Genomic DNA, 22,857 nt, shown 5'->3' on the forward strand with positions numbered 1-22,857 from the left:
TCAGGACTTCTTGCCCCGGGTCGCGCCACCGCGACCGCGCAGGTTGACGCCGGACTCGGTCAGAATCCGGTGAATGAAACCGTACGAGCGGCCGGTGGCGGCTGCCAGGGCGCGGATGCTCTCGCCGGAGTCGTACCTCTTCTTCAGGTCCGCCGCCAGCTTGTCGCGCTCGGCACCGGTCACGCGGGTGCCCTTCTTAAGGGTCTCGGCCACGAGTACCTCCCGTAGTGATGTGGTGACCGCTGCGTTATCCCCCGCCATGATCAGTCATTCCCGGCTGTTCGGCTACCCACTCGGCCAGAAAAGATCTGCGGAAGTCACCTCGCAGGTCACGCGAGCGCCACCAGATCGGCAAACTCGTCACTCCAGATGTCTTCCACACCATCCGGCAGCAAAATCACTCTTTCCGGTGAGAGCGCCTCGACGGCCCCCTCGTCGTGCGTCACCAGGACGATGGCCCCGGCGAACGTTCGCAGGGCGGAGAGGATCTCCTCGCGGCTTGCCGGGTCGAGGTTGTTCGTGGGCTCGTCCAGCAGCAGGACGTTCGCGCTCGACACCACGAGCATCGCCAGCGCCAGCCGGGTCTTCTCGCCGCCGGACAGCACGCCCGCGGGCTTGTCGACGTCGTCGCCGGAGAACAGGAACGAGCCGAGGATCTTGCGGACCTCGACCGGCGCCATGCCGGGCGCGGCCGACTGCATGTTCTCCAGGACGGACCGGTCCACGTCCAGGGTCTCGTGCTCCTGCGCGTAGTAGCCGATCCGCAGGCCGTGACCGGCCACGACCGCGCCCGTGTCGGGCTTGTCGACCCCGCCCAGCAGGCGCAGCAGCGTGGTCTTGCCCGCGCCGTTCAGGCCGAGGACGACGACGCGGCTGCCCCGGTCGACGGCCAGGTCCACGTCGGTGAAAATCTCCAAAGATCCGTACGATTTCGACAAACCCTCCGCGGTGAGCGGAGTCTTCCCGCACGGGGCCGGGTCCGGAAAGCGAATCTTGGCCACCTTGTCGGCCTGCCGCTCGCCCTCGACGCCGGCGAGGAGCTGGCGCGCGCGGCGGTCCATCTGCTGGGCCGCCTTCGCCTTGGTGGCCTTGGCGCGCATCTTGTCGGCCTGCGACAGCAGCGCGGACGCCTGCCGGTGCGCGTTGGCCGACTCCCGCTTGCGGCGACGCTCGTCGGTCTCCCGCTGGTCGAGGTACTTCTTCCAGCCGACGTTGTAGATGTCGACCACGCTGCGGTTGGCGTCCAGGTGGAACACCCGGTTGACGACCGCGTCCAGCAGCTCCACGTCGTGGCTGATGACGACGAGGCCGCCCTGGTGGCCCTTCAGGAAGTCGCGGAGCCAGACGATCGAGTCGGCGTCCAGGTGGTTGGTCGGCTCGTCCAGCAGCAGGGTGTCGGCGCCGGAGAACAGGATGCGGGCCAGCTCCACGCGGCGCCGCTGCCCGCCCGACAGCGTCCCGAGGGGCTGGGTCATCACCCGGTCGGGCAGGCCGAGGCTGGAGGCGATCGACGCGGCCTCCGCCTCCGCGCTGTAGCCGCCCAGCACGTGCAGGCGCTCTTCGAGGCGCCCGTAGCGACGGACGGCCTTGTCGCGCTCGGCGCCCGTCGCGGTGGCCATGGCGTCCTCGGCGGCGCGCAGCTTGCGGATCACCTCGTCCAGCCCGCGGGCGGACAGGATCCGGTCGCGGGCCAGCTCGTCCAGGTCGACGTCGCGCGGGTCCTGCGGCAGGTAGCCGATCGTGCCGGACGACGTCACGGCGCCCTGCGCGGGCAGCGCCTCCCCGGCCAGCACCTTGGTGAGGGTGGTCTTGCCGGCGCCGTTGCGCCCGACGAAGCCGACGCGGTCGCCGGGGTTGACCCGGAACGTGGCGGCCTCGATGAGCAGCCGGGACCCGGCGCGCAGCTCGATGTCTTTCGCGATGATCACAGTGACAGGGCTCCCCTGACGGACGGCTCGGTGGACAGGCGCACGAAACGGCGCGCCGCGCGGCCGTCGTGGACCGTGGGCGCGCCGGAGCGGCCTGTCAGTTCGGGAGCGGAACCATTCCCCAAGTGTACGGGACCGCCGGGCGGGCCTCGCCGCTGCGAACGACGCCGTCCGGGGGCCGGAGGACGGTCGGCCGGTCCCGGCCATCGCGGTCCGGCGCGAGGGCGATGTGTGAACGCCGCGGCGGGGGCCACTATGAGGGTGGTGGCGTGCGGTGGGACCGGCAGCGGGGCCGGTGGTACCCGCGCGAAGGAGTGTGAGTCGGATGACGCAGGTCACGACCAACCCGCCGGACGGGACGCCGAACTGGCTCGACATCGGCGTCCCCGACATCGACCGGGCCAGGACGTTCTACGGGACGCTCCTCGGCTGGCAGTTCGAGGACACCGGCGCCGAGGGCGGCCACTACAACCTGTGCACGCTGCGCGGCGAGCCCGTCGCCGGGATGATGCGGAACCCCGACGACCAGCCCGACGAGTACTGGTGGAGCGTCTACTTCGCCGCCGACGACTGCGACGGGCTGGTCAAGCGCGCCACGGACGCGGGCGCGGAGGTCGTGGTCCCCGCCATGGACGTCATGGACCAGGGACGCATGGCGATCCTGAAGGACCCGCAGGGCGGCCAGTTCGGCCTCTGGCAGGGCCGCTCCCACCCCGGCTCCCGGATCGTCAACGACCCGGGGTCGTTCGTCTGGAACGAGCTGGTCACGCCCGACTCGGCGGCCTCCGGCGAGTTCTATCGGACCCTGTTCGGCTACGAGCTGGAGCCTGTGCCGGGCGGCATGGACTACCTCGTCCTGCGCCGCCCGGACGGGCGCTACGTCGGCGGCATCCTGGGCGGCTCCGGCGTCGTGGTCGGCGGCGGCTCCGCGGAGGTCACGTCCTGGACGACCTACTTCGCGGTGGACGACGCCGACGAGGCCGTCCGGAAGGTGCGGGCCGGCGGCGGCTCCGTCGACTCCGGGCCGGCCGACAGCCCGTACGGCCGGTCGGCCGCCGTCCGCGACCCGTTCGGGGTGCCGTTCCATGTGATGAAGCCGGCGCCCGAGCCCGCGTCGTGACCGGTCTCCGGGGCCCGGGCGCCCTGCGTCCCGGGCCCCGGGAGGTCAGCCCTGGCGCTCGGCCGCGAGCCGCTGGCCGATCGTCTGGTGGAGCCGCTGGAGCCCGGACGTGCCGACGAGCCCGATCTGGCCTTCGAGGTCGCGCAGCAGGACGTCCTCGTTCATGACGACCTCCGACGACTGCATCATCACGGTGCCCTGGCCGGTGAAGTCGAACTGGTGCTCCTCACCGGACTGGCCGCCGATCCCGAACACCATCCGGGCGGCGCCGAACGCCCCGCGCATGTAGGAGTGGTCGTAGTGGTGGCAGGGGGACGGGCAGTCGGCCCAGCCGAGCAGCGCCTGCGGGTCGACCCTGATCGGCGGCTCGACGAAGTGGACGGGCCCGTTGGAGGCCGCCACGAACCGCCCGGTGCCGATCAGCGTCAGGAAGCCGGGGATGATCGACTGCTTCAGCTCCAGGCCCGGCTCGAAGGCCAGGAGGTTCCCGGCCCGGACGGTGAGGTTGCCGTCCTCCAGGTCGAAGGAGTTGACGTCGAACCCGCGGTCGGCGAGGACGAGCTTGCCCTGCCCCTGCGCGACGATCCAGTCCTGCGCGTACAGCGGGGAGTTGAACGTGTGCGCGACGAGGGAGTCCAGCGGCCCCGCCGACAGCGCCTCGAACCTGATCTGCCCGTAGTAGGCGATCATCTTGCCCTTCTGCGCGAACCACTGCCCGTTGAGGTCGACGCTGAAGGCGTAGGGGTTGACGTTGTCGTTGGACGGGAGGGTGTACGGGTTCCAGGTCTGCGTGCCGAACGTGCTCACGGGTCAGATCTTCCTCTCGCTGGCCTGGACGTAGACGACGCCGGAGCCGCTCAGCTCCAGCTGGAAGCCCTCGCCGGAGCCGCGCCCGACCAGGTCGCGCAGCCCCATCGCCGCGGTCAGCTTGTTCTGCACCTGGCCGCGGTGGGCCACGTACGCCTGCGGGTCGACGTGGACGGGGCGCTGCGGCGTGATCGGCAGCTCCATCACGCCGCCGTGCGACAGCAGCGCGCACGCGCCGTGCCCGGTGAGCGTCGTGGTGAACAGGCCCTGCCCGGTGACGGCGCCGCGCACGATGCCGCGCACCCCGCCCTGCTCGCCCATGAACATCGTCCCGACCTGCAGGGTCGCGTCGTGGACGAGGAGCCGGTCGGCCTCGGCGTAGAGGGTGTCGGCGCCGTTCAGCTCGACGACGGTGACCTCCAGCCCGCCGTGCCCGAACATGACGCTGCCCTGCCCCGTCACGTGCATCATCGCGCTGTGCTCGCCGGCGACGGCGCGTCCGATCGCGCCGCCGACGCCGTGCCCGGCCGTGGTGGACGGGGCGAACGACACGGGCCCGGTGTAGGCCAGCATCGCGCCGCGCTTGCTGTAGACCTCCTGCCCCGGCCCGATCCGCACCTGGAGCATCTTGGAGTTGATCGACTGGTAACCGGGCATCAGATCTCCAGGATTCCGCCGCGCTCGGCCGGCTGGACGTAGACCAGCCCATGGCCCTGATACCGGAACTGCACGCTCTCCCCCGATCCCTGGCCGATCACCGTCCGCCAGTTGACGTCGGTGACCACGTCCTGCTGGAGCTGCCCGTGATGGCACACGTACGCGTGGGGGTCGACGCACAGCGGCGTCTGCGGCGTCACCTCCAGCGCGATGGCCGGTCCCTCGGACAGGACCGCGACCGTGCCGTGCCCCTCCACCTTCGTCGTCGCGAGGCCCTGGCCGGTGCCCATGCCCCGCAGCCCCACGAACTGCACGCCGGTCTGGAGGTTCCCGTCGAGGGCCAGCAGGCTCTCCGACTCCACGAACAGGGTGTCGCCGGTGAGCTGGACGAGGGTGACCTCGGTCGCCTCGCTCGCCAGGTAGACCGTCCCCTGCCCGCTGACCTCCATGAGGGTCATGCCCTCGCCGGCGATCCTCCGCTTGAGGGCGCCCCGCAGCCCCTCGCCACCCGTCATGCCCTGCCGCTTGAACGTCATCTGGCCCTCATAGGCGACCATGGATCCGTTCAGCGCCCTGACGGTCTCGCCGCCGAGGTCGACGGCGAGCATCTTCGAGCCGTTCAATCGAAATTGCGCCACGAAGCGAGAAGATACAGCCCGGCGCGTTGCCGGTCCCGCTCGCGCGCACATCGGGAAGGATGAGCACCATGTGGATCGCTCCCGAACGCCGCAGTCTCAGCCGGTGGGCCGTGCCAGGGCTCGTCCTGGGCGCCGGTGTGGTGGTCGGGGCCGTGCTGGCCGCCGATGGACGGTCCGGGACGGCCCTCGCCGCGCTGGCCGCGCTCGCCGGATACGCGGGCTACCTCGCCTACCGGCGCAACGAGCCGGCGCTGCCGGTCAGCGACGGGTTCGGCTCCGGCACGCGGGCCCGCGCGCACCTGCGCGCCGCCGCGATGACCGGGGACGTGCTGACCGTCGCGGTGGTCGGCGCGCTCGTCGTGCAGGCGCTGCGCGGCGCCGACATCACGGCCTACGCGTGGCTCGCGGCCGTCGCCGGCGCGACCTACCTGCTGTCCGCGCTGGCCGGCACCCGCAGCCTCTGAACCCGGCGCATCGCGGACCGGCCTCCCCGGTCCGCGCCAGGCCGTGCTGAGACCGTCCGTGCGGCGTCAGCGCGGGCCCGGCGCCTCCTTGTGCGGATCATGCCGGGAAAGTCCGGTGGCGGCCGTTTCCTGGGCGAGGATGGCGGCCTGGACGCGGCTCGCCAGCCCGAGCTTGCCGAGGATGCGGCTGACGTGCGTCTTGGTGGTCGTCTCCGCCATGTCGAGGCGGGCCGCGATCTGCTGGTTCGACAGGCCCTCGCCCAGGCACGCGAACACCTCGCGCTCGCGCGGGGTCAGCCCGTCCAGGCCGGGCGTCTCCGCCGGGGCCGCAGGACGGGACGCGAACGCGCCGATCAGCCGCCGGGTGACCCGCGGCGCGATGACGCCCTCCCCCGCCGCGACCGTCCGGACGGCCTCCACCAGCCGGTCGGCGTCCACGTCCTTGAGCAGGAAGCCGGCCGCGCCCGCGCGCAGGGCGCCGAACACGTACTCGTCCATGTCGAACGTGGTCAGGACCAGGACGTCGGCGATCCCAGCGATCTCCCGGGTGGCGCTGATGCCGTCCAGGCGGGGCATGCGGACGTCCATGAGCACGACGTCGGGGCGCAGCTCGCGGGCCAGCTCCACCGCCCGCGCGCCGTCCGCCGCCTCGCCCACGACCCGGACGTCCGGCGCGCCGCGCAGGATCAGGACCAGGCCCGCCCGCACCGCCGCCTGGTCGTCGGCCACCAGCACCTCGATCACGGCGCCGCCTCCGTGCGGTCGACGGGCAGCTCGGCGTGCACCCGCCAGCGGCCGCCGTCCGGTCCCGCGTCGAACTCCCCGGCGAGCATCGCCGCGCGCTCGCGCATCCCGACCAGGCCGCTGCCGGTGCCCGGCAGCCGGGCCCCGTCCCGGCCGAGCGGGCTGGACACGTCGATCACGAGCCGCGGGCCGTACTCGACCCGCACCTCGGCGCGGCCCGGCCCGGCGTGCTTGAGCGCGTTGGTCAGCGACTCCTGGACGATCCGGTACGCGGCCAGCTCCACCGCCGCGGGCAGCTCCGGCGGCTCCCCCACCAGCTCCAGGAAGGCCGACAGGTCGGACCTGCCGGTGTGCCGGACGAGCCGGTCCAGCTCGGCGAGCCGCGGCCGGGTCGCCGGGTCCTCGGCGGCGCCGTCGCGCAGCAGCCCGATCATCCGGCGCATCTCGGCCAGGCCCGCCACGCTGTTCTCCCGGATGACCTCCATGGCCCGCTCGATCTCGGCCCGGTCGAGGTCGGGCACCCGCAGCACCGCCGAGGAGTGCAGCGCCACCGCGCTGAGATGGTTGGCGATCACGTCGTGCAGCTCGCGGGCCATCCGGGCCCGCTCGGCGGTCACCGCGGCGCGCCGGTCCAACTCGGCCAGCCTGGCCACCTGCTCGGCCCGCTCGCGCTCCGCCTCGGCCCGCTCGCGCTCCGCCTCGGCGCGGCGCCGCTCCGCCTCGGCCCGGAAGCGGTGCTCGCGGACGGCCATCGCGGTCAGCACCGGCGCCACCCAGACGAGCCCGGCGACCGCGCCCGCCACCACGCCGACGGCGACGTCCCGCAGCCCGGTCCCGACACCGGCCGCCACCGCCAGCGACGCGAGCACCGTCGCGCCGAGCAGCCACTCCGCCGTCCGCCGCCGCCCGTACAGGCTCGCCGCGTACAGCGCGTCCCCGTAGATCATCGCCGTCGCGATGCTCGGCCCGAACGCCACGTCGGCGAGGTTGAACGGGGTCGCCAGCGCCAGCCCGGTCAGCGGCGCCGTCCGGCGCAGCAGCATCGCCGCGCACAGCCCGAGCAGCGGGACGAGCCGGACCCAGAACGGGAAGTCCCAGTCGTCGCTCCACGTCGAGTAGCCGTGCGCCGCGAGCATCAGCAGCCCGCCGGCCAGCGCCGCCGCGACGATCAGCGCGTCCTGGCGCGTGGTCGCCCGTCTGATCAGGTGCACCGGTCCATCACAGCATCCCGGCGCTCGTGCCTCGTCCGCCCGGGTGAGGAGCCCGCGTACATCCTTCGGACGACCCGCGAAACCCTCACCGCAGACGACGATCCGGCGCCCGGCCGCGCGCACGATGGAACACGTGCTCATCGCCGTCATCGCCGGCTGCGAGATCGGGTTCTGGATCGTCCTCGCCGCCGGCCTCGCCGCCCGCTACCCGCTGCGCCTGCGCCGCACCGGCGCCGCGCTCCTGCTGTGCGTCCCGCTGGTCGACCTGGTCCTGCTGGCCGCGACGGCGGTCGACCTGCGCGGCGGGGCGACCGCCGGCACCGGCCACGGCCTCGCCGCCGCCTACCTCGGCTATTCCGTCGCGTTCGGCCACAGCATGGTCCGCTGGGCCGACGAGCGCTTCGCGCACCGCTTCGCCGGGGGCCCGCCGCCCCGCGGCAAGCCGAAGTACGGCGGCGCCCGCACCCGCTACGAGTGGCGCGAGTTCGGCAAGGCGACCCTCGCGACCGCCATCGCCTGCGGCCTCCTCCTCGCGATGATCGTCCTGGTGGATGACCCCGGCCGCACCGAGGCCCTCTCCGCCTGGACGGCCCGCCTGGGCACCGTCCTGGCGATCTGGTCCATCTGGCCGATCAGCCACACCCTCTGGCCGGCGAAGCCGAAGGACCGCGAAGAAGACCGCGTACGGCGAGGGTGAGGCCCGGCGACGCGGACCCGTGATCTCGCCCGGGTCGGGGGTGCCGACACGGGCTCCCGCCGCCCGGTGCCCGTCCGGCCGAAGGCGAATCCCCCGCGGCGGCCCGGAGACGCGTAAGGCCGCGCCCCGGGCGGGGGCGCGGCCTCGTGGCGCGGAAGGTCAGACGTTGAAGCCGAGGGCGCGCAGCTGGTCGCGGCCGTCGTCGGTGATCTTGTCCGGGCCCCACGGCGGAAGCCAGACCCAGTTGATCTTGACGTCCTTGACGAGCCCCTCCAGGGCGCTGTGGGCCTGGTCCTCGATCACGTCGGTGAGGGGACAGGCAGCGCTGGTCAGGGTCATGTCGAGGGTGGCGATCTCGTCGTCGAGGTTGACGCCGTAGATCAGGCCGAGGTCGACGACGTTGATGCCGAGTTCGGGGTCGACGACGTCCTTCAGGGCCTCCAGGACCTCTTCCTCCTGGACGGTCGAGCCGGTCGCGGGCGTGTCGGTCATGATGCCTCTCCGAGTGCGCGTGCGGTCGCGTCCTTCCACGCCATCCAGGCGAGCAGGGCGCATTTGATCCTGGCGGGGTACTTGGAGACCCCGGCGAAGGCGACGGCGTCCTCCAGGACGTCCTCGTCCGGCTCGGTGTCCCGGCCGCGCGACTGCATCAGCGCCAGGAACTCCTCGCCGACGGCCATCGCCTCCTTCACGGACTTTCCGATGATCAGGTCGGACATCACCGAGGCGCTCGCCTGGCTGATCGAGCAGCCCATGGCGTCGTAGGAGACATCGGCGACCGTGGCGTCCTGGCCCTCGCCGTCCAGGTGGACGCGCAGCGTCACCTCGTCACCGCAGGTCGGATTGACGTGGTGCGCCTCGCCCTCGAACGGCTCCCGCAGCCCCTTGTGGAGGGGATTGCGGTAATGGTCCAGGATGACCTCCTGGTACATCGCCTCCAGCTGCATGTCGTCCCTTTCCAAGCCTTTCTCGCTACAACCGGCCCGTCGCTCAGTGTGTTCCGAAGAACTTCTGGGCGTGCCGCACCGCGTCGGCGAGCGCGTCCACGTCGGCGAGGGTGTTGTAGAGGTAGAACGTCGCGCGGGTGGTCGCCGGGATGCCGAAGCGCCGGCAGATCGGCCAGGCGCAGTGATGGCCGACGCGGACCTCGACGCCCAGGTCGTCCAGGACCTGGCCGACGTCGTGCGGGTGGATGTCCTCGACGGTGAACGACACGGCGCCGCCGCGCGCCTCGGTGGTGCCGGGGCCGATGATCCGGACGCCGGGGATCTCGCCGAGCCGCTCCAGCGAGTAGCCGACGAGGGCCTCCTCGTGGGCGTGGACGCGGTCCATGCCGATCTCGGTGAGGTAGTCGCACGCGGCGCCGAGCCCGATCGCCTGCGCGGTCATCGGCACGCCCGCCTCGAACCGCTGCGGCGGCGGCATGAACGTGCTCTCCTCCATGTGGACGACCTCGATCATGGAACCGCCGGTGATGAACGGCGGCATGGCCTCCAGCAGCTCGCCGCGCCCCCACAGGACGCCGATGCCGGTCGGGCCGAGCATCTTGTGCCCGGAGAAGGCGAGGAAGTCGGCCCCGAGCGCGGTCACGTCGACCGGCTGGTGCGGCACCGACTGCGCGGCGTCCAGCAGGACGAGCGCGCCGACGGCGTGGGCGCGCTCGACGATCCGCTCGACCGGCGGAACGGTCCCGAGCACGTTCGACTGGTGCGTCAGCGCGACGATCTTGGTGCGCTCGTTCACCAGGCCGTCGAGGTCGGCCAGGTCGAGGCGGCCCTCGTCGGTGATCCCGAACCAGCGCAGGGTGGCCCCGGTGCGGCGGCACAGCTGCTGCCACGGGACGAGGTTCGCGTGGTGCTCCATCTCGGTCACCACGACCTCGTCGCCGGGACCGACCGCGAACCGCTCGGCCTCCGGGCCGGCGGTCGCGGCGTTGCTCATCGCGTACGCGACGAGGTTGATGCCCTCGGTGGCGTTCTTGGTGAACACGATCTCGCCGGGCGTCGCGCCGATGAACCGGGCGATCGACGCGCGGGCGTTCTCGTAGGCCTCCGTCGCCTCCTCGGCGAGCAGGTGCGCGCCGCGGTGCGGGGCCGCGTTGTGCCGCTCGTAGAACTCCCGCTCGGCGTCCAGCACCCGGACGGGCTTCTGCGAGGTCGCCCCCGAGTCGAGGTACACCAGAGGACGCCCGCCGCGGACCGTGCGGCGCAGCAGCGGGAAGTCCTTCTTCAGCTCCTCGGGCAGCATGTTCATGCCCTGCCCCCGTGAGGGGTCGCCCCCCCACGCCCCCCGGTTCGCTTCGCTCATGCGGACGCGCCCGCCTTCGCGTACTTCTCGTAGCCCTCGTTCTCCAGCTCGTCGGCCAGCTCCGGGCCGCCCTCGGCGACGACGCGGCCGCCGGCGAAGACGTGCACGAAGTCGGGCTTCACGTAGCGCAGGATGCGGGTGTAGTGGGTGATGAGCAGGACGCCGGTGTCGCCGCCGGCGAACCGGTTCACGCCCTCGGAGACGACCTTGAGGGCGTCGACGTCGAGACCGGAGTCGGTCTCGTCCAGGATCGCGACCTTCGGCTTGAGCATCTCCAGCTGCAGGATCTCGTGCCGCTTCTTCTCACCACCGGAGAAGCCCTCGTTCAGGCTGCGCTGCGCGAACGCCGGGTCGATGGACAGATCGTCCATCGCCTGCTTCATCTCCTTGGAGAACTCGCGGAGCTTCGGGGCCTCGCCGCGGACGGCGGTCACGGCCGAGCGCAGGAAGTTGGAGACGGACACGCCCGGCACCTCGACGGGGTACTGCATCGCCAGGAACAGCCCGGCGCGGGCGCGCTCGTCGACCGACATGGCGAGGACGTCCTCGCCGTCCAGCGTGACGGCGCCGGACGTCACCTCGTACTTGGGGTGCCCGGCGACGGCGTAGGCCAGGGTGGACTTGCCGGAGCCGTTCGGCCCCATGAGCGCGTGGGTCTCGCCGGCCTGCACGGTCAGGTCGACCCCGCGCAGGATCTCCTTCGCCCCGTCGGAGCCGTCGCCGACGGAGACGTGGAGGTCGCGGATCTCTAGCGTGGCCATAGTGCGTGTAGTCCTTCGTCGTGGGGTCAGTCGCCGGTGAGCGAGACGTAGACGTCCCCGCCCTCGACCTTGACCTTGTAGGTGGCGACCGGCTGCGTGGCCGGCGGGTTGGTGGGCTTGCCGCTGCGCAGGTCGAAGCAGGACCCGTGCAGCCAGCACTCGATGGTGCCGTCGTAGATCTCGCCCTCGGACAGCGAGACCTCGGCGTGCGAGCAGATGTCGTTCACCGCGAACACGTCGTCGCCGCTGCGCGCGAGCGCGACCGGGGTGTCGTCGATCTCGACGCCGAGGGCCCCGCCGGCGGGGATCTCCTCCAGCGCGCACACCTTCACGTATCCCCCCTGGGGGGACGACCCCCCGGACCCCCCGGACTTCGCGGATGTGGTCATCGAGCCGCTCCCAGGTCCAGCTCTTCCTCGATCGCCTCGCGGACCTTGTCGCGGACCTCGGCGACCTCGATGCGCTCGACCAGCTGGCCGAGGAAGCCCCGGACCACCATGCGGCGCGCCTCGTCGAAGGTGATGCCGCGCGCCCGCAGGTAGAACAGGTGCTCGTCGTCCAGCCGCCCGGACGCCGAGGCGTGCCCGGCGCCGGCCACCTCGCCGGTGAGGATCTCCAGGTTCGGGACCGAGTCGACCCGCGTCCCGTCGGTGAGGACGAGGTTGCGGTTCAGCTCGTAGGTGTCGGTGCCCTCCGCCTCCGCGCGGATGATCACGTCGCCGATCCACACGGCGTGCGCGTCCTGGTCCTGCAGGGCGCCGCGGTAGTCGACGCGGCTGCGGCAGTGCGGGACGGTGTGGTCGACGAGGAGGCGGTGCTCCAGGTGCTGGCCGCCGTCGACGAAGTACACCCCGTACAGCTCGGCGTCGCCGCCCGGCTGGTCGTAGGCGACCGACGGCGAGATCCGCACGACGTCGCCGCCGAGCGAGATGTTGTGCGAGACGAAACGGGCGTCGCGGCCGAGCCTGGCGTGCTGGTGGGAGACGTGGACGGCGTCGTCCGCCCAGTCCTGCAGGCTGATCACCGAGAGGCGGGCGCCGTCGCCGACGACGAACTCGACGTTGTCGGCGTAGGTCGCCGAGCCGCGGTGCGTCAGCACGACGGTGGCCTCGGCGAACGGCTCCACCAGGACGGTGGTGTGGCCGTAGGCGGCGGCCGAGGCGTCCTCGCCGCGCAGCCGCAGGACGGTCGGCGCCGAGGCGACGGCCTCCTTCGGGACGGTCACGACCGTGGCCTCGGTGAAGGAGTTCCACGCCTGGGCGCTGACCCGGTCGGCGGGGACGTAGGACCTGCCGAGGCGCGGGTCCTCGCGCCCGACGGTCTCGACGGTCACCTCGGGGGCCGGCGCGACCTCGAGCAGGACCTTGCCGCCGTCCTCGGCGGTGCCCTTGTGCAGGCCGCGCAGGCGGCGCAGCGGGGTGAACCGCCACTCCTCCTCGCGGCCGGTCGGCACGTCGAAGTCGGCGACGTCGTAGGACGCCTTCTCGTGCAGCGTCGAGAGAGGCTTGGTGTCGAGCCCCATCAGCCGACGGCTCCTTCCATCTGCAGCTCGATGAGCCGGTTCAGCTCGAGGGCGTACTCCATCGGCAGCTCCCGCGCGATGGGCTCGACGAACCCGCGCACGATCATGGCCATCGCCTCGTCCTCGGTCATGCCGCGGCTCATCAGGTAGAACAGCTGCTGCTCCGACACCTTGGAGACGGTCGCCTCGTGGCCCATCTCGACGTCGTCCTCGCGGACGTCGACGTAGGGGTAGGTGTCGGACCGGCTGATCTGGTCGACGAGCAGCGCGTCGCACTTGACCGTCGACTTGCTGTGCTCGGCGCCCTCCTGGATCTGCACCAGCCCGCGGTAGGACGTGCGGCCCCCGCCGCGCGCCACCGACTTGGAGATGATGCTGGAGGAGGTGTTGGGCGCGGCGTGCACCATCTTGGCGCCGGCGTCCTGGTGCTGGTCCTCGCCCGCGAACGCGATCGACAGGGTCTCGCCCTTGGCGTGCTCGCCGAGCAGGTAGACCGCCGGGTACTTCATGGTGACCTTGGAGCCGATGTTGCCGTCGACCCACTCCATGGTGGCGCCCTCGTAGGCGACGGCGCGCTTGGTCACCAGGTTGTAGACGTTGTTGGACCAGTTCTGGATGGTCGTGTAGCGGACGCGGGCGTCCTTCTTCACGATGATCTCCACGACGGCCGAGTGCAGCGAGTCCGACTTGTAGATCGGGGCGGTACAGCCCTCGACGTAGTGGACGTAGGAGCCCTCGTCGGCGATGATCAGCGTCCGCTCGAACTGGCCCATGTTCTCGGTGTTGATCCGGAAGTAGGCCTGGAGCGGGATCTCCACGTGCACGCCCGGCGGCACGTAGATGAACGAGCCGCCCGACCACACCGACGTGTTGAGCGCGGCGAACTTGTTGTCGCCGACCGGGATCACTGAGGCGAAGTACTCCTGGAAGAGCTCCGGGTGCTCGCGCAGGCCGGTGTCGGTGTCGACGAAGATGACGCCCTTCTCCTCAAGGTCCTCACGGATCTTGTGGTAGACGACCTCCGACTCGTACTGCGCGGCGACGCCGGCGATCAGGCGCTGCTTCTCGGCCTCGGGGATGCCGAGCTTGTCGTAGGTGTTCTTGATGTCCTCGGGGAGCTCCTCCCAGGACGCGGCCTGCTGCTCGGTGGAGCGCACGAAGTACTTGATGTTGTCGAAGTCGATGTCCGACAGGTCGGAGCCCCAGGTGGGCATCGGCTTCTTGCCGAACAGCCGCAGCCCCTTCAGGCGCAGGTCGAGCATCCACTCGGGCTCGCTCTTCTTGCCCGAGATGTCGCGGACGACGTCCTCGTTCAGCCCGCGCTTCGCCGAGGCGCCGGCCTCGTCGGAGTCGGCCCAGCCGAACTTGTACCTGTCGAGCCCCTCTAGTTCAGGGTGGGCTGCCGTAGTCATAGAACAACTCCAGAGAGTGATTGCTTAGTCACGTCGCGATGGCCGAGCGACCGGCGGCACGGTATGCCGTCGCAGGACGTGGAGACTCCGCCGCCGGGCGGCCTGTGAAGCGTCAACCTCGGCCCCCCGGGTCGGACCCCCCGGCCTCGGCCGTTGGGTGGATGTCAGAGGGACGTCCCTCCGGACCGTCACCTCGGTCCCGGTCGACGCACAGGTCGGCCGGGCTGACGTGGGTGGTGCAGATCCCGTCGCCGTGGGCGATCGTGGCCAGCCGCTGGACGGGCGTGCCCAGCAGGCGGCTGAACGCCTCGGTCTCGGCCTCGCACAGCTGCGGGAACTCCGCGGCGACGTGCGCGACCGGGCAGTGGTGCTGGCAGAGCTGCTCGCCGCCGCCCGGCTGGGGCGCCTTCGCCGCGGCGGCCGCGTAGCCGTCGCCCGACAGGGCCTCGGCGAGCGAGCGGACGCGCTGCTGGGGCGGAGCGTCCTGCACGACGGGGCGGTAGCGCTGCTCCAGGTCGGCGATCTGCCGCCGGGCGAACTCGGCGACCGCGTGGTCGCCGGCCGTCTCGGCGAGGAACCGCAGCGCGCTGGTCGCCAGGTCGTCGTAGGCGTGCACGAAGGCGCTGCGCCCGGCGTCGGTGATGGCGAACCACTTGGCGGGGCGTCCCCGGCCGCGCCGGGTCTGCGGCACCCGCGCCTTGCGGACCTCGATCATGCCCTCGGCCAGCAGCGCGTCCAGGTGCCGGCGGATCGCGGCCGGCGTGAGGCCGACGCGCTCGCCCAGCGTGGACGCCGTGACCGGGCCGTGCTCGAGGATCAGCCGGGCCACCCGCGCGCGCGTGTCGCGCTCGGCGTGGCCGGGGCCGGACGGCACGCCGGAAGGCCGCGCGGCGGCGCCCCCGGTGGTCGTCTGATCCTCGCTCACGTATTTCACAACATCAGTGTGCCGTAATTACTTCCCCCGAAACACCGGAACGCCGATGTCGTAGCTCACGCAGGTAAGCCTTACCTAACCTGGGCTTTCTCGCCCACGGTCGGCGCGCTCGCCCCGCGCGGCAGGAGCAGCACCGGGCAGCGCGCGGCCCGGACGATCTTGCCGGAGGTCTCCCCGAGGAAGACCTTGCGCAGCGGCCCCTCGTGGCTGGACATGCAGGCGAGCACCTCGCCGTGCAGCATATCGACGGTGCCGAGCGTCTTGGCGATGTCGGTCCCGACGGCCGTGAGCCGCTCCACCGGCGTCCCGCCGCCGAAGAGCCCGGCGGCGTAGCGCAGGTCCTCCTCGGCCTGGGCGAGCTGGCGGTCCAGGACGCCGCCCGGGGCGCGGAACCGCGCCGTCAGGCCGGGCGGCCGCAGCACCAGGGTGAGCAGGCGCAGCTCCGCGTCCAGCCGCTCGGCGAGCGCGGCGGCGGCCGACAGCGGCCCGTCGCCGTCGCGGCGCCGCCAGTACGCGAGCGTCATCCGGGAGATCCGCCGCGGCGGATGCTCGGCGTAGCCGCGCGGGGCCAGCATGACCGGCACGGGCGATCCGTGCAGCAGCTGGTCGGCGGTGCTGCCGATGGCGACCCGGCCGCGCCGCCCGCGCGGCCCCGAGCCCGCCACGATCAGGTCGGCGCCCACGTCCCCGGCGACCTGGATGAGGCCGCGCCCGCTGCCCCGGTGGGCGTGCACGCGCAGGGCCACGTCCCGCTCCGGGACGCCCAGCTCCGCCAGCCGCGCCGCGGCCCCGGTGAGCGCCTCGTCCGCCTGGCCCCTGAGGTAGGCGACCCACTCGGCGTCCACGGCGCCCGGGCCTGGGGCGGGCCACGGCGGCGGATGGACGTGGACCGCCGTCAGCGGCGCCCCCATCGTCCGGGCCAGGAGGGCGGCCAGCGCGAGCGCGTCGTCGCCGCGCTCGTCGGGGGCGTAGCCGACCAGCACCCGCATCCCGTTGTCGTCGTTCCCCCGGTCGCCGCTCCCCTTCATCTCGTTCATGTCGTTCATGGCGTCCCCCTTCCCGCGGATCCGGCCGCCAGCCGCGAGTGGCGGCGGCCGTAGAGGAAGTAGGCGGCCAGCCCGACGGAGCACCAGAGCGCGAACACGACCCAGGTGACGCCGCCGAGGCCGACCATCAGGTACACGCAGAACCCGACGCCGAGCAGCGGCGTCACGGGGAACAGCGGGGTGCGGAAGCTGCGCGGCAGCTCGGGCCGGGTGCGGCGCAGGACGATGACGCCCACGTTGACCAGCGCGAACGCGAACAGCGTCCCGATGCTGGTGGCGTCCACGAGCCGGCCGAGCGGGATGACCGCGGCGAGGACCCCGATGAACACCGCCACGATGACGGTGTTGGCGACGGGGACGCGCCGGCCGGGGCTGACCTTCTGGAACACCTCCGGGACGAGGCCGTCGCGCGACATCGCGAACAGGATGCGGGTCTGCCCGTACATGACGGTCAGGACGACGCTGGCGATGGCGATCACGGCGCCGAGGGCGAGGATCATCGACGGCCAGGACCGCCCGGTCGCCACGTCCAGCACCTGGGCGAGGGACGCCTCCGCGCCGCTCAGATCGAACTGCCGCCAGTTCATCGCGGCGACGGCGGCGAGCCCGACCAGCACGTAGATCACGGTCACGATGACCAGCGACAGGATGATGGCGAGCGGCAGGTCGCGGCGGGGGTTCTTCGCCTCCTCGCCGGCCGTGGAGGCGGCGTCGAAGCCGATGTAGGAGAAGAACACCTTGCCGCCGGCGGCGCTGATCCCCGCCCAGCCCATGGGCGCGAACGGGCTGAGGTTCCCGGACCGGAACGCGGTGAAGGCGATGGCGCAGAAGAACAGCAGCACGGCGATCTTGAGGAACACCATGACCGTGTTGGCGGTGGCGCTCTCGGACGTTCCGCGCAGCAGCAGCAGCGTCGCGAACAGCACCACGACCACCGCGGGGACGTTGACGAGGCCGCCCTCGCCGGGCGGGTTGCTGATCGCCTCGGGGATCGTGAAGCCGAACGCCGAGTCGAGGAACGCGTTGAGGTAGGAGCCCCAGCCGACCGCGACGGCCGACACCGACACCGCGTACTCCAGGAGCAGGCACCACCCGCAGACCCACGCGACCAGCTCGCCGAGCGTCGCGTAGGCGTAGGAGTAGGACGAGCCGGAGACCGGGATCGTCCCGGCCAGCTCCGCGTACGACAGGGCGGAGAACAGCGCGGTCACGGCGGCGAGCACGAACGACAGGACGACGGCGGGGCCGGCGAGCGGCACCGCCTCGCCGAGGACCACGAAGATGCCGGTGCCGAGGGTCGCGCCGACGCTGAAGAACGTCAGCTGCAGCAGGCTCATCGTGCGCTTCAGCTCGCCGCCCTCGCCCTGTCCGCCCTCGGCGACGATCTGGTCGACCGGCTTGGTCCGCAGGAGGCTGCGCGCGAACCCGGTCCCCGCCGTCCCGGCGGTCACAGGGTGCTCTCCAGGGGCCAGGTGGCGTTGGGGGTGACGATCGTGCCGGCGGTGCCGGCGAGGATCTCCACGCACTGGTCGAGCAGCCCGATCGCGGCCATGTCGCCGGTTCGCTCGACGAAGCCGGACGCCGCCGCGACCTTGGGTCCCATCGACCCGGCGGGGAAGTCCTCGGCCCGCAGCTCGTGCGGGGTGGTGTGGGTGATCTCCTCCTGCTCGGGGGCGCCGAAGTTCCGCATCACGCGGGGGACGTCGGTGAGGATGAGCAGGGCGTCCGCGTCCATGCTCTCGGCCAGGACGGCCGCGGTGAGGTCCTTGTCGATCACCGCCTCGACGCCCTCCAGCCGCCCGACGTCGTTGCGGAACACCGGGATGCCGCCGCCGCCCGCGCACACGACGACCGTCCCGAGCCGGACCAGCTCCCTGATCAGCCGCGTCTCGATCACCCGCTGCGGGCGCGGGGACGGCACCACGCGGCGCCACGCCTCGCCGTCCTGGCGGATCGTCCAGCCGTACTCGCCGGCGAGCTTCTCGGCCTCCTCCCGGTCGTAGACCTGGCCGACGAACTTCGTCGGGTTCTCGAACGCCGGGTCGACCGCCGACACCAGCGTCTGGTTGATCATCGCCATCACCTGGCGGCCGGGCAGCGCGTTCTGCAGCGCCTGCAGCATCCAGTAGCCGATCATCCCCTGGGTCTCGGCGCCGATCGTGTCCAGCGGGTAGGGCCGGGTCAGGTTCGGGTCGTTGACGCTCTCCAGCGACAGCACCCCCACCTGCGGCCCGTTCCCGTGCGTGATGATCAGCTCGTGCTTCTCGGCGAGCGGCGCCAGCGACCGGACCGCCCGGTCGACGTTGTGGCGCTGCGGCTGGGCGTCGGGCGTATCGCCCCGTCTGACCAGCGCGTTCCCCCCGAGCGCGACGACCACGCGCATGCTGCCTCCCCCTCCCCCCTGCGGCGGGCCCCGCCCCGCTCAGCCGAGCGTCGCGACCATGACCGCCTTGATCGTGTGCATCCGGTTCTCGGCCTCGTCGAAGACGATGGAGGCGCCGGACTCGAACACCTCCTCGGTGACCTCCAGCGCCTCCAGGCCGGTCTTCCGGTAGATCTCCTCCCCCACTGCGGTCTCCCTGTTGTGGAAGGCCGGGAGGCAGTGCATGAACCGGGCGCCCGGATTGCCGGTCGCCCGCATGACCTCGGCGTTGACCTGGTACGGCGTGAGCAGCGCTATGCGCTCGTCCCACACCTCCTCCGGCTCGCCCATCGACACCCACACGTCGGTGATGACGAAGTCGGCGCCCCGCACGCCGTCGGCGACGTCCTCGGTAAGCGTGATCTCGGCCCCGGTCTCGGCCGCGACCGCCTCGGACGGCCGGACGACCGTCTCCTCGTCCGGCCAGAGGGCGCGCGGCGCGACGATGCGCACGTCCATGCCGAGGAGCGCGCCCGCGGCCACGTAGGAGTGGCCCATGTTGTTGCGCGCGTCACCCAGGTACGCGTACGCGACGTCCCGCAGGGGCTTGCCGCCGTGCTCGCGCATGGTGAGCATGTCGGCGAGCATCTGCGTGGGGTGCCACTCGTCGGTCAGGCCGTTCCACACGGGGACGCCCGCGTACTCGGCGAGTTCCTCGACGAGCCGCTGGCTGGAGCCCCGGTACTCGATGCCGTCGTACATCCGCCCCAGGACGCGCGCCGTGTCCTTCATCGACTCCTTGTGGCCGATCTGCGTCCCGCCCGGGCCGAGGTACGTCACGTGGGCGCCCTGGTCGTGCGCGGCGACCTCGAACGCGCAGCGCGTGCGGGTGGACGCCTTCTCGAAGACGAGCGCGATGTTCTTGCCGGTCAGGACGCGCGTCTCGGTGCCGCCGTACTTCGCGGCCTTCAGCTCGGCCGCGAGGTCGAGCAGGGACCCGAACTCCTCCGGGCGGAGGTCGAGTTCCCTGACGAGGCTGCGGCCGCGCAGGTCGAGCGCCATTTCCGGTCTCCCGAGGGTCGTGCCGAGGCTGGTGGACGTCAGGCGTCCCGGACGAGCGGGCAGGTCATGCAGCGGGGGCCGCCGCGGCCGCGGCCGAGCTCGCTGCCGCGGATGGTGATGACCTGGATCCCGTTCCGGCTCAGCTGGTTGTTGCTCGTCGCGTTGCGCTCGTAGGCGACGACGACGCCGGGCGCCACGGCCAGGACGTTCGCGCCGTCGTCCCACTGCTCGCGCTCGGCGGAGAAGACGTCCTGGGAAGGGGTGATGACCTTGACGGAGTCCAGGCCGAGGGCGGCGGCGATCGCCCGGTACATGTCCTCCGGCGGGTGATCGGTGATCTTCAGTTCCTTCTCGGTGTCGCCGGGCTCGACGGTGTGGGACGGCAGCGTGCCCAGGCCCTCGTAGGCGGTGAACACGCCGTGGTCGACCATCGTCATGACCGTGTCCAGGTGCATGAACGCCCGCTTCTGCGGCATCCGCAGCGCGACGATCCGGGTGCACGAGCCGGAGGCGAACAGCGACTGCGCGAGCATCTCCACGGCCTGCGGCTGCGTCCGCTCGCTCATCCCGACCAGCACCGCGCCGTTCCCGATGACCAGGACGTCGCCGCCCTCCAGCGTCGCCGGGGCCATCGCCGTCCCGGTGTTCCAGACGTGGAAGCCGCCCTCCTCCGGGCGACCGTAGCCGGCGGCGAACAGCGGATGCCAGCGGTAGACGGCCTCCATGTTCACCGTCTCGCGCATCCGCGCCTTCTTGCGCATCGTGTTGATCGAGACGCCGTCGTAGATCCAGCAGGACGTGTCGCGGGTGAACAGGTGGTTCGGCAGCGGCGGCAGGATGAACCCGTCCATGCCGACCGAGTGGAACGCGATCGACGCGGGCTCGGGCATCCGCTCCAGCATCTCCCGCTTGGTGATGCCGCCGATGAGGAACGAGCTCAGCTCCTGCACGTCCATGGCGTCGAAGCAGTTGCGGATCGCGTCGGTGGCCAGCGGGCCGAACCAGTGCGGGTCGACGACGGCGTCCAGGATGTGCTTGCGCGCCTCCGGGATCCCGACGGTCTCGCCCAGCAGGTCGATCAGCAGGTGCGTGCGGACGCCCTCGGCGCGCAGGACGTCCTCGAACTCCTTGTGCTCCTCCACCGCGCGCCGCACCCACAGCACGTCGTCGAAGAGCAGCCCGGCCGCGTTGGACGGGGTGAGCCGCTTCAGCGACAGCTCCGGCCGGTGCAGCAGCACCTCCCGGAGCCGGCCGGCCTCCGAATCGACGTGGAACGGCATCCCCCACCTCCTCGGGGCCCGGCCACGGTGCCGCTCGACCCCAGGTCACCGGGGACGGCCCGGCGACAGGCCGTCAATTCCCCGAGGCCGGGCGGTGAAACTGGACCGGCGCCCGCCCGGAGGCTTTGCCGGACCTTCACCCGCCGCACCGGCGGGACCCGGCGCGGAGCCGTCCGGAACCGGACCTAAACTCGTCGGCATGACACCCCCCGGAGGCGGCGGCCGAGACAGCGCGGTCGAGCTGCACTCGCTCGTGAAGCGCTACGGCTCCGCGACGGCCGTGGACGGCCTGTCGTTCCGCGCCGCCCGGGGCGCCGTCACCGCGCTGCTCGGGCCGAACGGCGCGGGCAAGACGACCACGATCGAGATCTGCGAGGGCTTCCGGCGGGCCGACGCGGGGACCGTCCGGGTCCTCGGCCTCGACCCGGCCGCCGACGGCCGGTCGCTGAAGCCGAGGGTGGGCGTGATGCCGCAGTCCGGCGGCGTCCCCGGGACGGCCCGCGCCGGCGAGTTCCTGAACCTCGTCGCCTCGTTCCACTCCGCGCCGCTCGACACGTCCGCCCTGCTGGAGCGGCTCGGCCTCACCGAGCACGCCCGCACCCCGTTCCGGCGCATGTCGGGCGGGCAGCAGCAGCGGCTCTCCCTCGCCGTCGCCGTGGTCGGGCGCCCCGAGCTGGTCTTCCTCGACGAGCCCACGACCGGGCTCGACCCGCAGGCCAGGCACGCCACCTGGGAGCTGATCGAGGAGCTGCGCGCCGCCGGGGTGTCGGTGGTCCTCACCACCCACAACATGGAGGAGGCCGAGCGCCTCTCCGACCGCGTCGTCATCGTCGACCATGGCCGGGTCGTGGCCGACGGCGCGCCCGAGGAGCTGACCGGCGCCGAGCGGCAGCTGCGGTTCCGCGCCCGGCCCGGCCTCGGCCTGGAGGAGCTGCTGTCGGCGCTGCCCGCGGGGAGCGCCGCCAAGGAGTCGCCCGCCGGGCACTACCTGATCGAGGCGGACGTGCGGCCCGAGCTGCTCGCCACCGTCACCGCCTGGTGCGCCTCGCACGGCGTCATGACCGAGGACCTGCGGATCGAGCGCCGCACCCTGGAGGACGTCTTCCTCGAACTCACCGGACGGGAGCTGCGCTCGTGACCGCCACCCTGGACCTGTCCCCCGCGCCGGGGGCCGCGCCGCTGCCGCGGATGATCATGTCGCAGGCCGGCTACGAGTTCCGCGCCGTGCTGCGCAACGGCGAGCAGCTGCTGCTCACGCTGATCATCCCGGTGGTGCTGCTCGCGCTGTTCAGCGCCACGTCCCTGCTCGACCTCGGCTCCGGCCGCCGGGTCGACTTCCTCGCGCCGGGCGTCCTCGCGCTCGCGGTGATGTCCACGGCGTTCACCGGCCAGGCCATCGGGACCGGCTTCGAGCGGCGCTACGGCGTCCTCAAGCGGCTCGGCGCGACCCCGCTGCCGCGCGGGGGCCTTATCGCCGCCAAGACCGCCAGCGTCCTCGCCGTCGAGATCGTGCAGGCCGCGGTGATCTGCGCGGTGGCGTTCGGGCTCGGCTGGCGCCCGGACGGCGACCCGGGCTCCGTGCTCGTCCTGCTGCTGCTCGGCACCGCCGCGTTCTCCGGGTTCGGGCTGCTCATGGCCGGGACGCTGCGCGCCGAGGCCACCCTCGCCGCCGCGAACCTCGTCTACATCCTGCTGCTGGCCGTCGGCGGCGTGGTCTTCCCCCTGGACAAGTTCCCCGGCCCGGTGCGGGACGCGCTGGAGCTGCTGCCGATCTCGGCGCTCGCGGGCGGGCTGCGCGACGTCCTGCGGGACGGCGCCGTACTGCCCGCGCAGCCGCTGCTCGTCCTCGCGGTGTGGGCCGTCGCCGGCCTCGCCCTCGCCGCCCGGTTCTTCACATGGGAGTGA

General features: G+C 72.2%; 25 protein-coding genes. 5 read left to right on the top strand and 20 right to left on the bottom strand.

Annotated features, from left to right (window positions below):
* The gene (locus tag SM611_RS00675; protein WP_021596738.1) at positions 1-213 is read right to left on the bottom strand and encodes a helix-turn-helix domain-containing protein; all 213 of its coding nucleotides are present in this window, start codon (positions 211-213) and stop codon (positions 1-3) included.
* A 116-nt stretch (positions 214-329) separates the two neighbouring features.
* Complete coding sequence (locus SM611_RS00680) at positions 330-1,928, bottom strand: ABC-F family ATP-binding cassette domain-containing protein (RefSeq protein WP_371946786.1); 1,599 nt, start codon at positions 1,926-1,928, stop codon at positions 330-332.
* A gap of 325 nt (positions 1,929-2,253) precedes the next feature.
* Between SM611_RS00680 and SM611_RS00685 the strand changes: the two genes are divergently transcribed.
* On the top strand, positions 2,254-3,048 hold the full coding sequence (locus SM611_RS00685) for a VOC family protein (protein WP_371946787.1): 795 nt from the start codon (positions 2,254-2,256) through the stop codon (positions 3,046-3,048).
* Between the two features lie 45 nt (positions 3,049-3,093).
* Here SM611_RS00685 and SM611_RS00690 read toward each other — a convergent pair whose 3' ends face one another.
* The 3 genes from SM611_RS00690 to SM611_RS00700 are packed head-to-tail and all read right to left on the bottom strand — an operon-like array spanning position 3,094 to position 5,150.
* Positions 3,094-3,855: an AIM24 family protein gene (locus tag SM611_RS00690; protein ID WP_371946788.1), complete on the bottom strand. Its 762-nt coding sequence runs from the start codon at positions 3,853-3,855 to the stop codon at positions 3,094-3,096.
* 3 nt (positions 3,856-3,858) lie between these two features.
* Entirely contained in the window at positions 3,859-4,512 is a 654-nt protein-coding gene (locus SM611_RS00695) for an AIM24 family protein (protein WP_371946789.1), read from the bottom strand.
* Positions 4,512-5,150: an AIM24 family protein gene (locus tag SM611_RS00700; RefSeq protein WP_371946790.1), complete on the bottom strand. Its 639-nt coding sequence runs from the start codon at positions 5,148-5,150 to the stop codon at positions 4,512-4,514. Before SM611_RS00700 ends, SM611_RS00695 begins: the two co-directional genes overlap by 1 nt.
* Positions 5,151-5,218: 68 nt before the next feature.
* On the opposite strand from SM611_RS00700, the gene SM611_RS00705 reads away from it, so the two are divergent.
* Entirely contained in the window at positions 5,219-5,614 is a 396-nt protein-coding gene (locus SM611_RS00705; protein ID WP_371946791.1) for an ABC transporter permease, read from the top strand.
* 66 nt (positions 5,615-5,680) lie between these two features.
* Here the strand turns inward: SM611_RS00705 and SM611_RS00710 are convergent, their stop codons facing one another.
* The gene (locus SM611_RS00710) at positions 5,681-6,358 is read right to left on the bottom strand and encodes a response regulator (protein WP_371946792.1); all 678 of its coding nucleotides are present in this window, start codon (positions 6,356-6,358) and stop codon (positions 5,681-5,683) included.
* Complete coding sequence (locus tag SM611_RS00715) at positions 6,355-7,569, bottom strand: sensor histidine kinase (RefSeq protein ID WP_371946793.1); 1,215 nt, start codon at positions 7,567-7,569, stop codon at positions 6,355-6,357. Before SM611_RS00715 ends, SM611_RS00710 begins: the two co-directional genes overlap by 4 nt.
* Positions 7,570-7,702: 133 nt before the next feature.
* On the opposite strand from SM611_RS00715, the gene SM611_RS00720 reads away from it, so the two are divergent.
* Positions 7,703-8,266 (top strand): hypothetical protein, encoded by a 564-nt coding sequence (locus SM611_RS00720; RefSeq protein ID WP_371946794.1) that lies wholly within the window; start codon positions 7,703-7,705, stop codon positions 8,264-8,266.
* A gap of 159 nt (positions 8,267-8,425) precedes the next feature.
* On the opposite strand, the gene SM611_RS00725 is transcribed toward SM611_RS00720, so the two are convergent.
* The 13 genes from SM611_RS00725 to SM611_RS00785 form a co-directional block, all read right to left on the bottom strand.
* On the bottom strand, positions 8,426-8,758 hold the full coding sequence (locus tag SM611_RS00725; protein WP_371946795.1) for a metal-sulfur cluster assembly factor: 333 nt from the start codon (positions 8,756-8,758) through the stop codon (positions 8,426-8,428).
* Complete coding sequence (sufU, locus tag SM611_RS00730) at positions 8,755-9,213, bottom strand: Fe-S cluster assembly sulfur transfer protein SufU (RefSeq protein ID WP_371947397.1); 459 nt, start codon at positions 9,211-9,213, stop codon at positions 8,755-8,757. The genes SM611_RS00725 and sufU overlap by 4 nt, the downstream gene beginning before the upstream one ends.
* A 43-nt stretch (positions 9,214-9,256) precedes the next feature.
* Positions 9,257-10,519 carry a cysteine desulfurase gene (locus SM611_RS00735; protein WP_371946796.1) on the bottom strand — a complete coding sequence of 421 codons (1,263 nt, stop codon included), beginning with the start codon at positions 10,517-10,519 and terminating at the stop codon, positions 9,257-9,259.
* Between the two features lie 50 nt (positions 10,520-10,569).
* The gene (gene sufC, locus SM611_RS00740) at positions 10,570-11,334 is read right to left on the bottom strand and encodes a Fe-S cluster assembly ATPase SufC (RefSeq protein WP_371946797.1); all 765 of its coding nucleotides are present in this window, start codon (positions 11,332-11,334) and stop codon (positions 10,570-10,572) included.
* Positions 11,335-11,360: 26 nt separating this feature from the next.
* The gene (locus SM611_RS00745) at positions 11,361-11,723 is read right to left on the bottom strand and encodes a non-heme iron oxygenase ferredoxin subunit (protein WP_371946798.1); all 363 of its coding nucleotides are present in this window, start codon (positions 11,721-11,723) and stop codon (positions 11,361-11,363) included.
* Positions 11,720-12,856, bottom strand: coding sequence for a Fe-S cluster assembly protein SufD (gene sufD / locus SM611_RS00750; protein ID WP_371946799.1), 1,137 nt, complete (start codon positions 12,854-12,856; stop codon positions 11,720-11,722). Before sufD ends, SM611_RS00745 begins: the two co-directional genes overlap by 4 nt.
* Positions 12,856-14,268, bottom strand: coding sequence for a Fe-S cluster assembly protein SufB (gene sufB / locus SM611_RS00755; protein ID WP_371946800.1), 1,413 nt, complete (start codon positions 14,266-14,268; stop codon positions 12,856-12,858). Before sufB ends, sufD begins: the two co-directional genes overlap by 1 nt.
* Before the next feature lie 112 nt (positions 14,269-14,380).
* Complete coding sequence (locus SM611_RS00760) at positions 14,381-15,193, bottom strand: helix-turn-helix transcriptional regulator (protein WP_371946801.1); 813 nt, start codon at positions 15,191-15,193, stop codon at positions 14,381-14,383.
* Between the two features lie 80 nt (positions 15,194-15,273).
* Complete coding sequence (locus tag SM611_RS00765) at positions 15,274-16,248, bottom strand: universal stress protein (RefSeq protein WP_371946802.1); 975 nt, start codon at positions 16,246-16,248, stop codon at positions 15,274-15,276.
* Positions 16,245-17,699: an amino acid permease gene (locus tag SM611_RS00770; RefSeq protein ID WP_371946803.1), complete on the bottom strand. Its 1,455-nt coding sequence runs from the start codon at positions 17,697-17,699 to the stop codon at positions 16,245-16,247. The genes SM611_RS00765 and SM611_RS00770 overlap by 4 nt, the downstream gene beginning before the upstream one ends.
* On the bottom strand, positions 17,696-18,631 hold the full coding sequence (gene arcC / locus SM611_RS00775; RefSeq protein ID WP_371946804.1) for a carbamate kinase: 936 nt from the start codon (positions 18,629-18,631) through the stop codon (positions 17,696-17,698). The genes SM611_RS00770 and arcC overlap by 4 nt, the downstream gene beginning before the upstream one ends.
* 39 nt (positions 18,632-18,670) lie before the next feature.
* Positions 18,671-19,672 (bottom strand): ornithine carbamoyltransferase, encoded by a 1,002-nt coding sequence (gene argF, locus SM611_RS00780; RefSeq protein WP_371946805.1) that lies wholly within the window; start codon positions 19,670-19,672, stop codon positions 18,671-18,673.
* 38 nt (positions 19,673-19,710) lie between these two features.
* Positions 19,711-20,952 (bottom strand): arginine deiminase, encoded by a 1,242-nt coding sequence (locus tag SM611_RS00785; protein WP_371946806.1) that lies wholly within the window; start codon positions 20,950-20,952, stop codon positions 19,711-19,713.
* Positions 20,953-21,151: 199 nt separating this feature from the next.
* Between SM611_RS00785 and SM611_RS00790 the strand changes: the two genes are divergently transcribed.
* On the top strand, positions 21,152-22,090 hold the full coding sequence (locus SM611_RS00790; protein ID WP_371946807.1) for an ATP-binding cassette domain-containing protein: 939 nt from the start codon (positions 21,152-21,154) through the stop codon (positions 22,088-22,090).
* 50 nt (positions 22,091-22,140) lie between these two features.
* Positions 22,141-22,857 carry an ABC transporter permease gene (locus SM611_RS00795; RefSeq protein WP_371947398.1) on the top strand — a complete coding sequence of 239 codons (717 nt, stop codon included), beginning with the start codon at positions 22,141-22,143 and terminating at the stop codon, positions 22,855-22,857.

It is taken from the genome of Actinomadura monticuli (assembly GCF_041463655.1).
GTDB classification, from domain to species: domain Bacteria; phylum Actinomycetota; class Actinomycetes; order Streptosporangiales; family Streptosporangiaceae; genus Spirillospora; species Spirillospora monticuli.

Excerpts from the sequence above, each read along its gene's own strand:
- SM611_RS00745 (WP_371946798.1), bottom strand. The coding sequence starts at position 11,723 with ATGACCACATCCGCGAAGTCCGGGGGGTCCGGGGGGTCGTCCCCCCAG.
- sufB (WP_371946800.1), bottom strand. The coding sequence starts at position 14,268 with ATGACTACGGCAGCCCACCCTGAACTAGAGGGGCTCGACAGGTACAAG.
- arcC (WP_371946804.1), bottom strand. The coding sequence starts at position 18,631 with ATGCGCGTGGTCGTCGCGCTCGGGGGGAACGCGCTGGTCAGACGGGGC.
- SM611_RS00765 (WP_371946802.1), bottom strand. The coding sequence starts at position 16,248 with ATGAACGACATGAACGAGATGAAGGGGAGCGGCGACCGGGGGAACGAC.
- SM611_RS00705 (WP_371946791.1), top strand. The coding sequence starts at position 5,219 with ATGTGGATCGCTCCCGAACGCCGCAGTCTCAGCCGGTGGGCCGTGCCA.
- SM611_RS00685 (WP_371946787.1), top strand. The coding sequence starts at position 2,254 with ATGACGCAGGTCACGACCAACCCGCCGGACGGGACGCCGAACTGGCTC.
- sufD (WP_371946799.1), bottom strand. The coding sequence starts at position 12,856 with ATGGGGCTCGACACCAAGCCTCTCTCGACGCTGCACGAGAAGGCGTCC.
- SM611_RS00795 (WP_371947398.1), top strand. The coding sequence starts at position 22,141 with ATGATCATGTCGCAGGCCGGCTACGAGTTCCGCGCCGTGCTGCGCAAC.
- SM611_RS00790 (WP_371946807.1), top strand. The coding sequence starts at position 21,152 with ATGACACCCCCCGGAGGCGGCGGCCGAGACAGCGCGGTCGAGCTGCAC.
- SM611_RS00695 (WP_371946789.1), bottom strand. The coding sequence starts at position 4,512 with ATGCCCGGTTACCAGTCGATCAACTCCAAGATGCTCCAGGTGCGGATC.
- argF (WP_371946805.1), bottom strand. The coding sequence starts at position 19,672 with ATGGCGCTCGACCTGCGCGGCCGCAGCCTCGTCAGGGAACTCGACCTC.
- SM611_RS00725 (WP_371946795.1), bottom strand. The coding sequence starts at position 8,758 with ATGACCGACACGCCCGCGACCGGCTCGACCGTCCAGGAGGAAGAGGTC.
- SM611_RS00785 (WP_371946806.1), bottom strand. The coding sequence starts at position 20,952 with ATGCCGTTCCACGTCGATTCGGAGGCCGGCCGGCTCCGGGAGGTGCTG.
- sufC (WP_371946797.1), bottom strand. The coding sequence starts at position 11,334 with ATGGCCACGCTAGAGATCCGCGACCTCCACGTCTCCGTCGGCGACGGC.
- sufU (WP_371947397.1), bottom strand. The coding sequence starts at position 9,213 with ATGCAGCTGGAGGCGATGTACCAGGAGGTCATCCTGGACCATTACCGC.
- SM611_RS00735 (WP_371946796.1), bottom strand. The coding sequence starts at position 10,519 with ATGAACATGCTGCCCGAGGAGCTGAAGAAGGACTTCCCGCTGCTGCGC.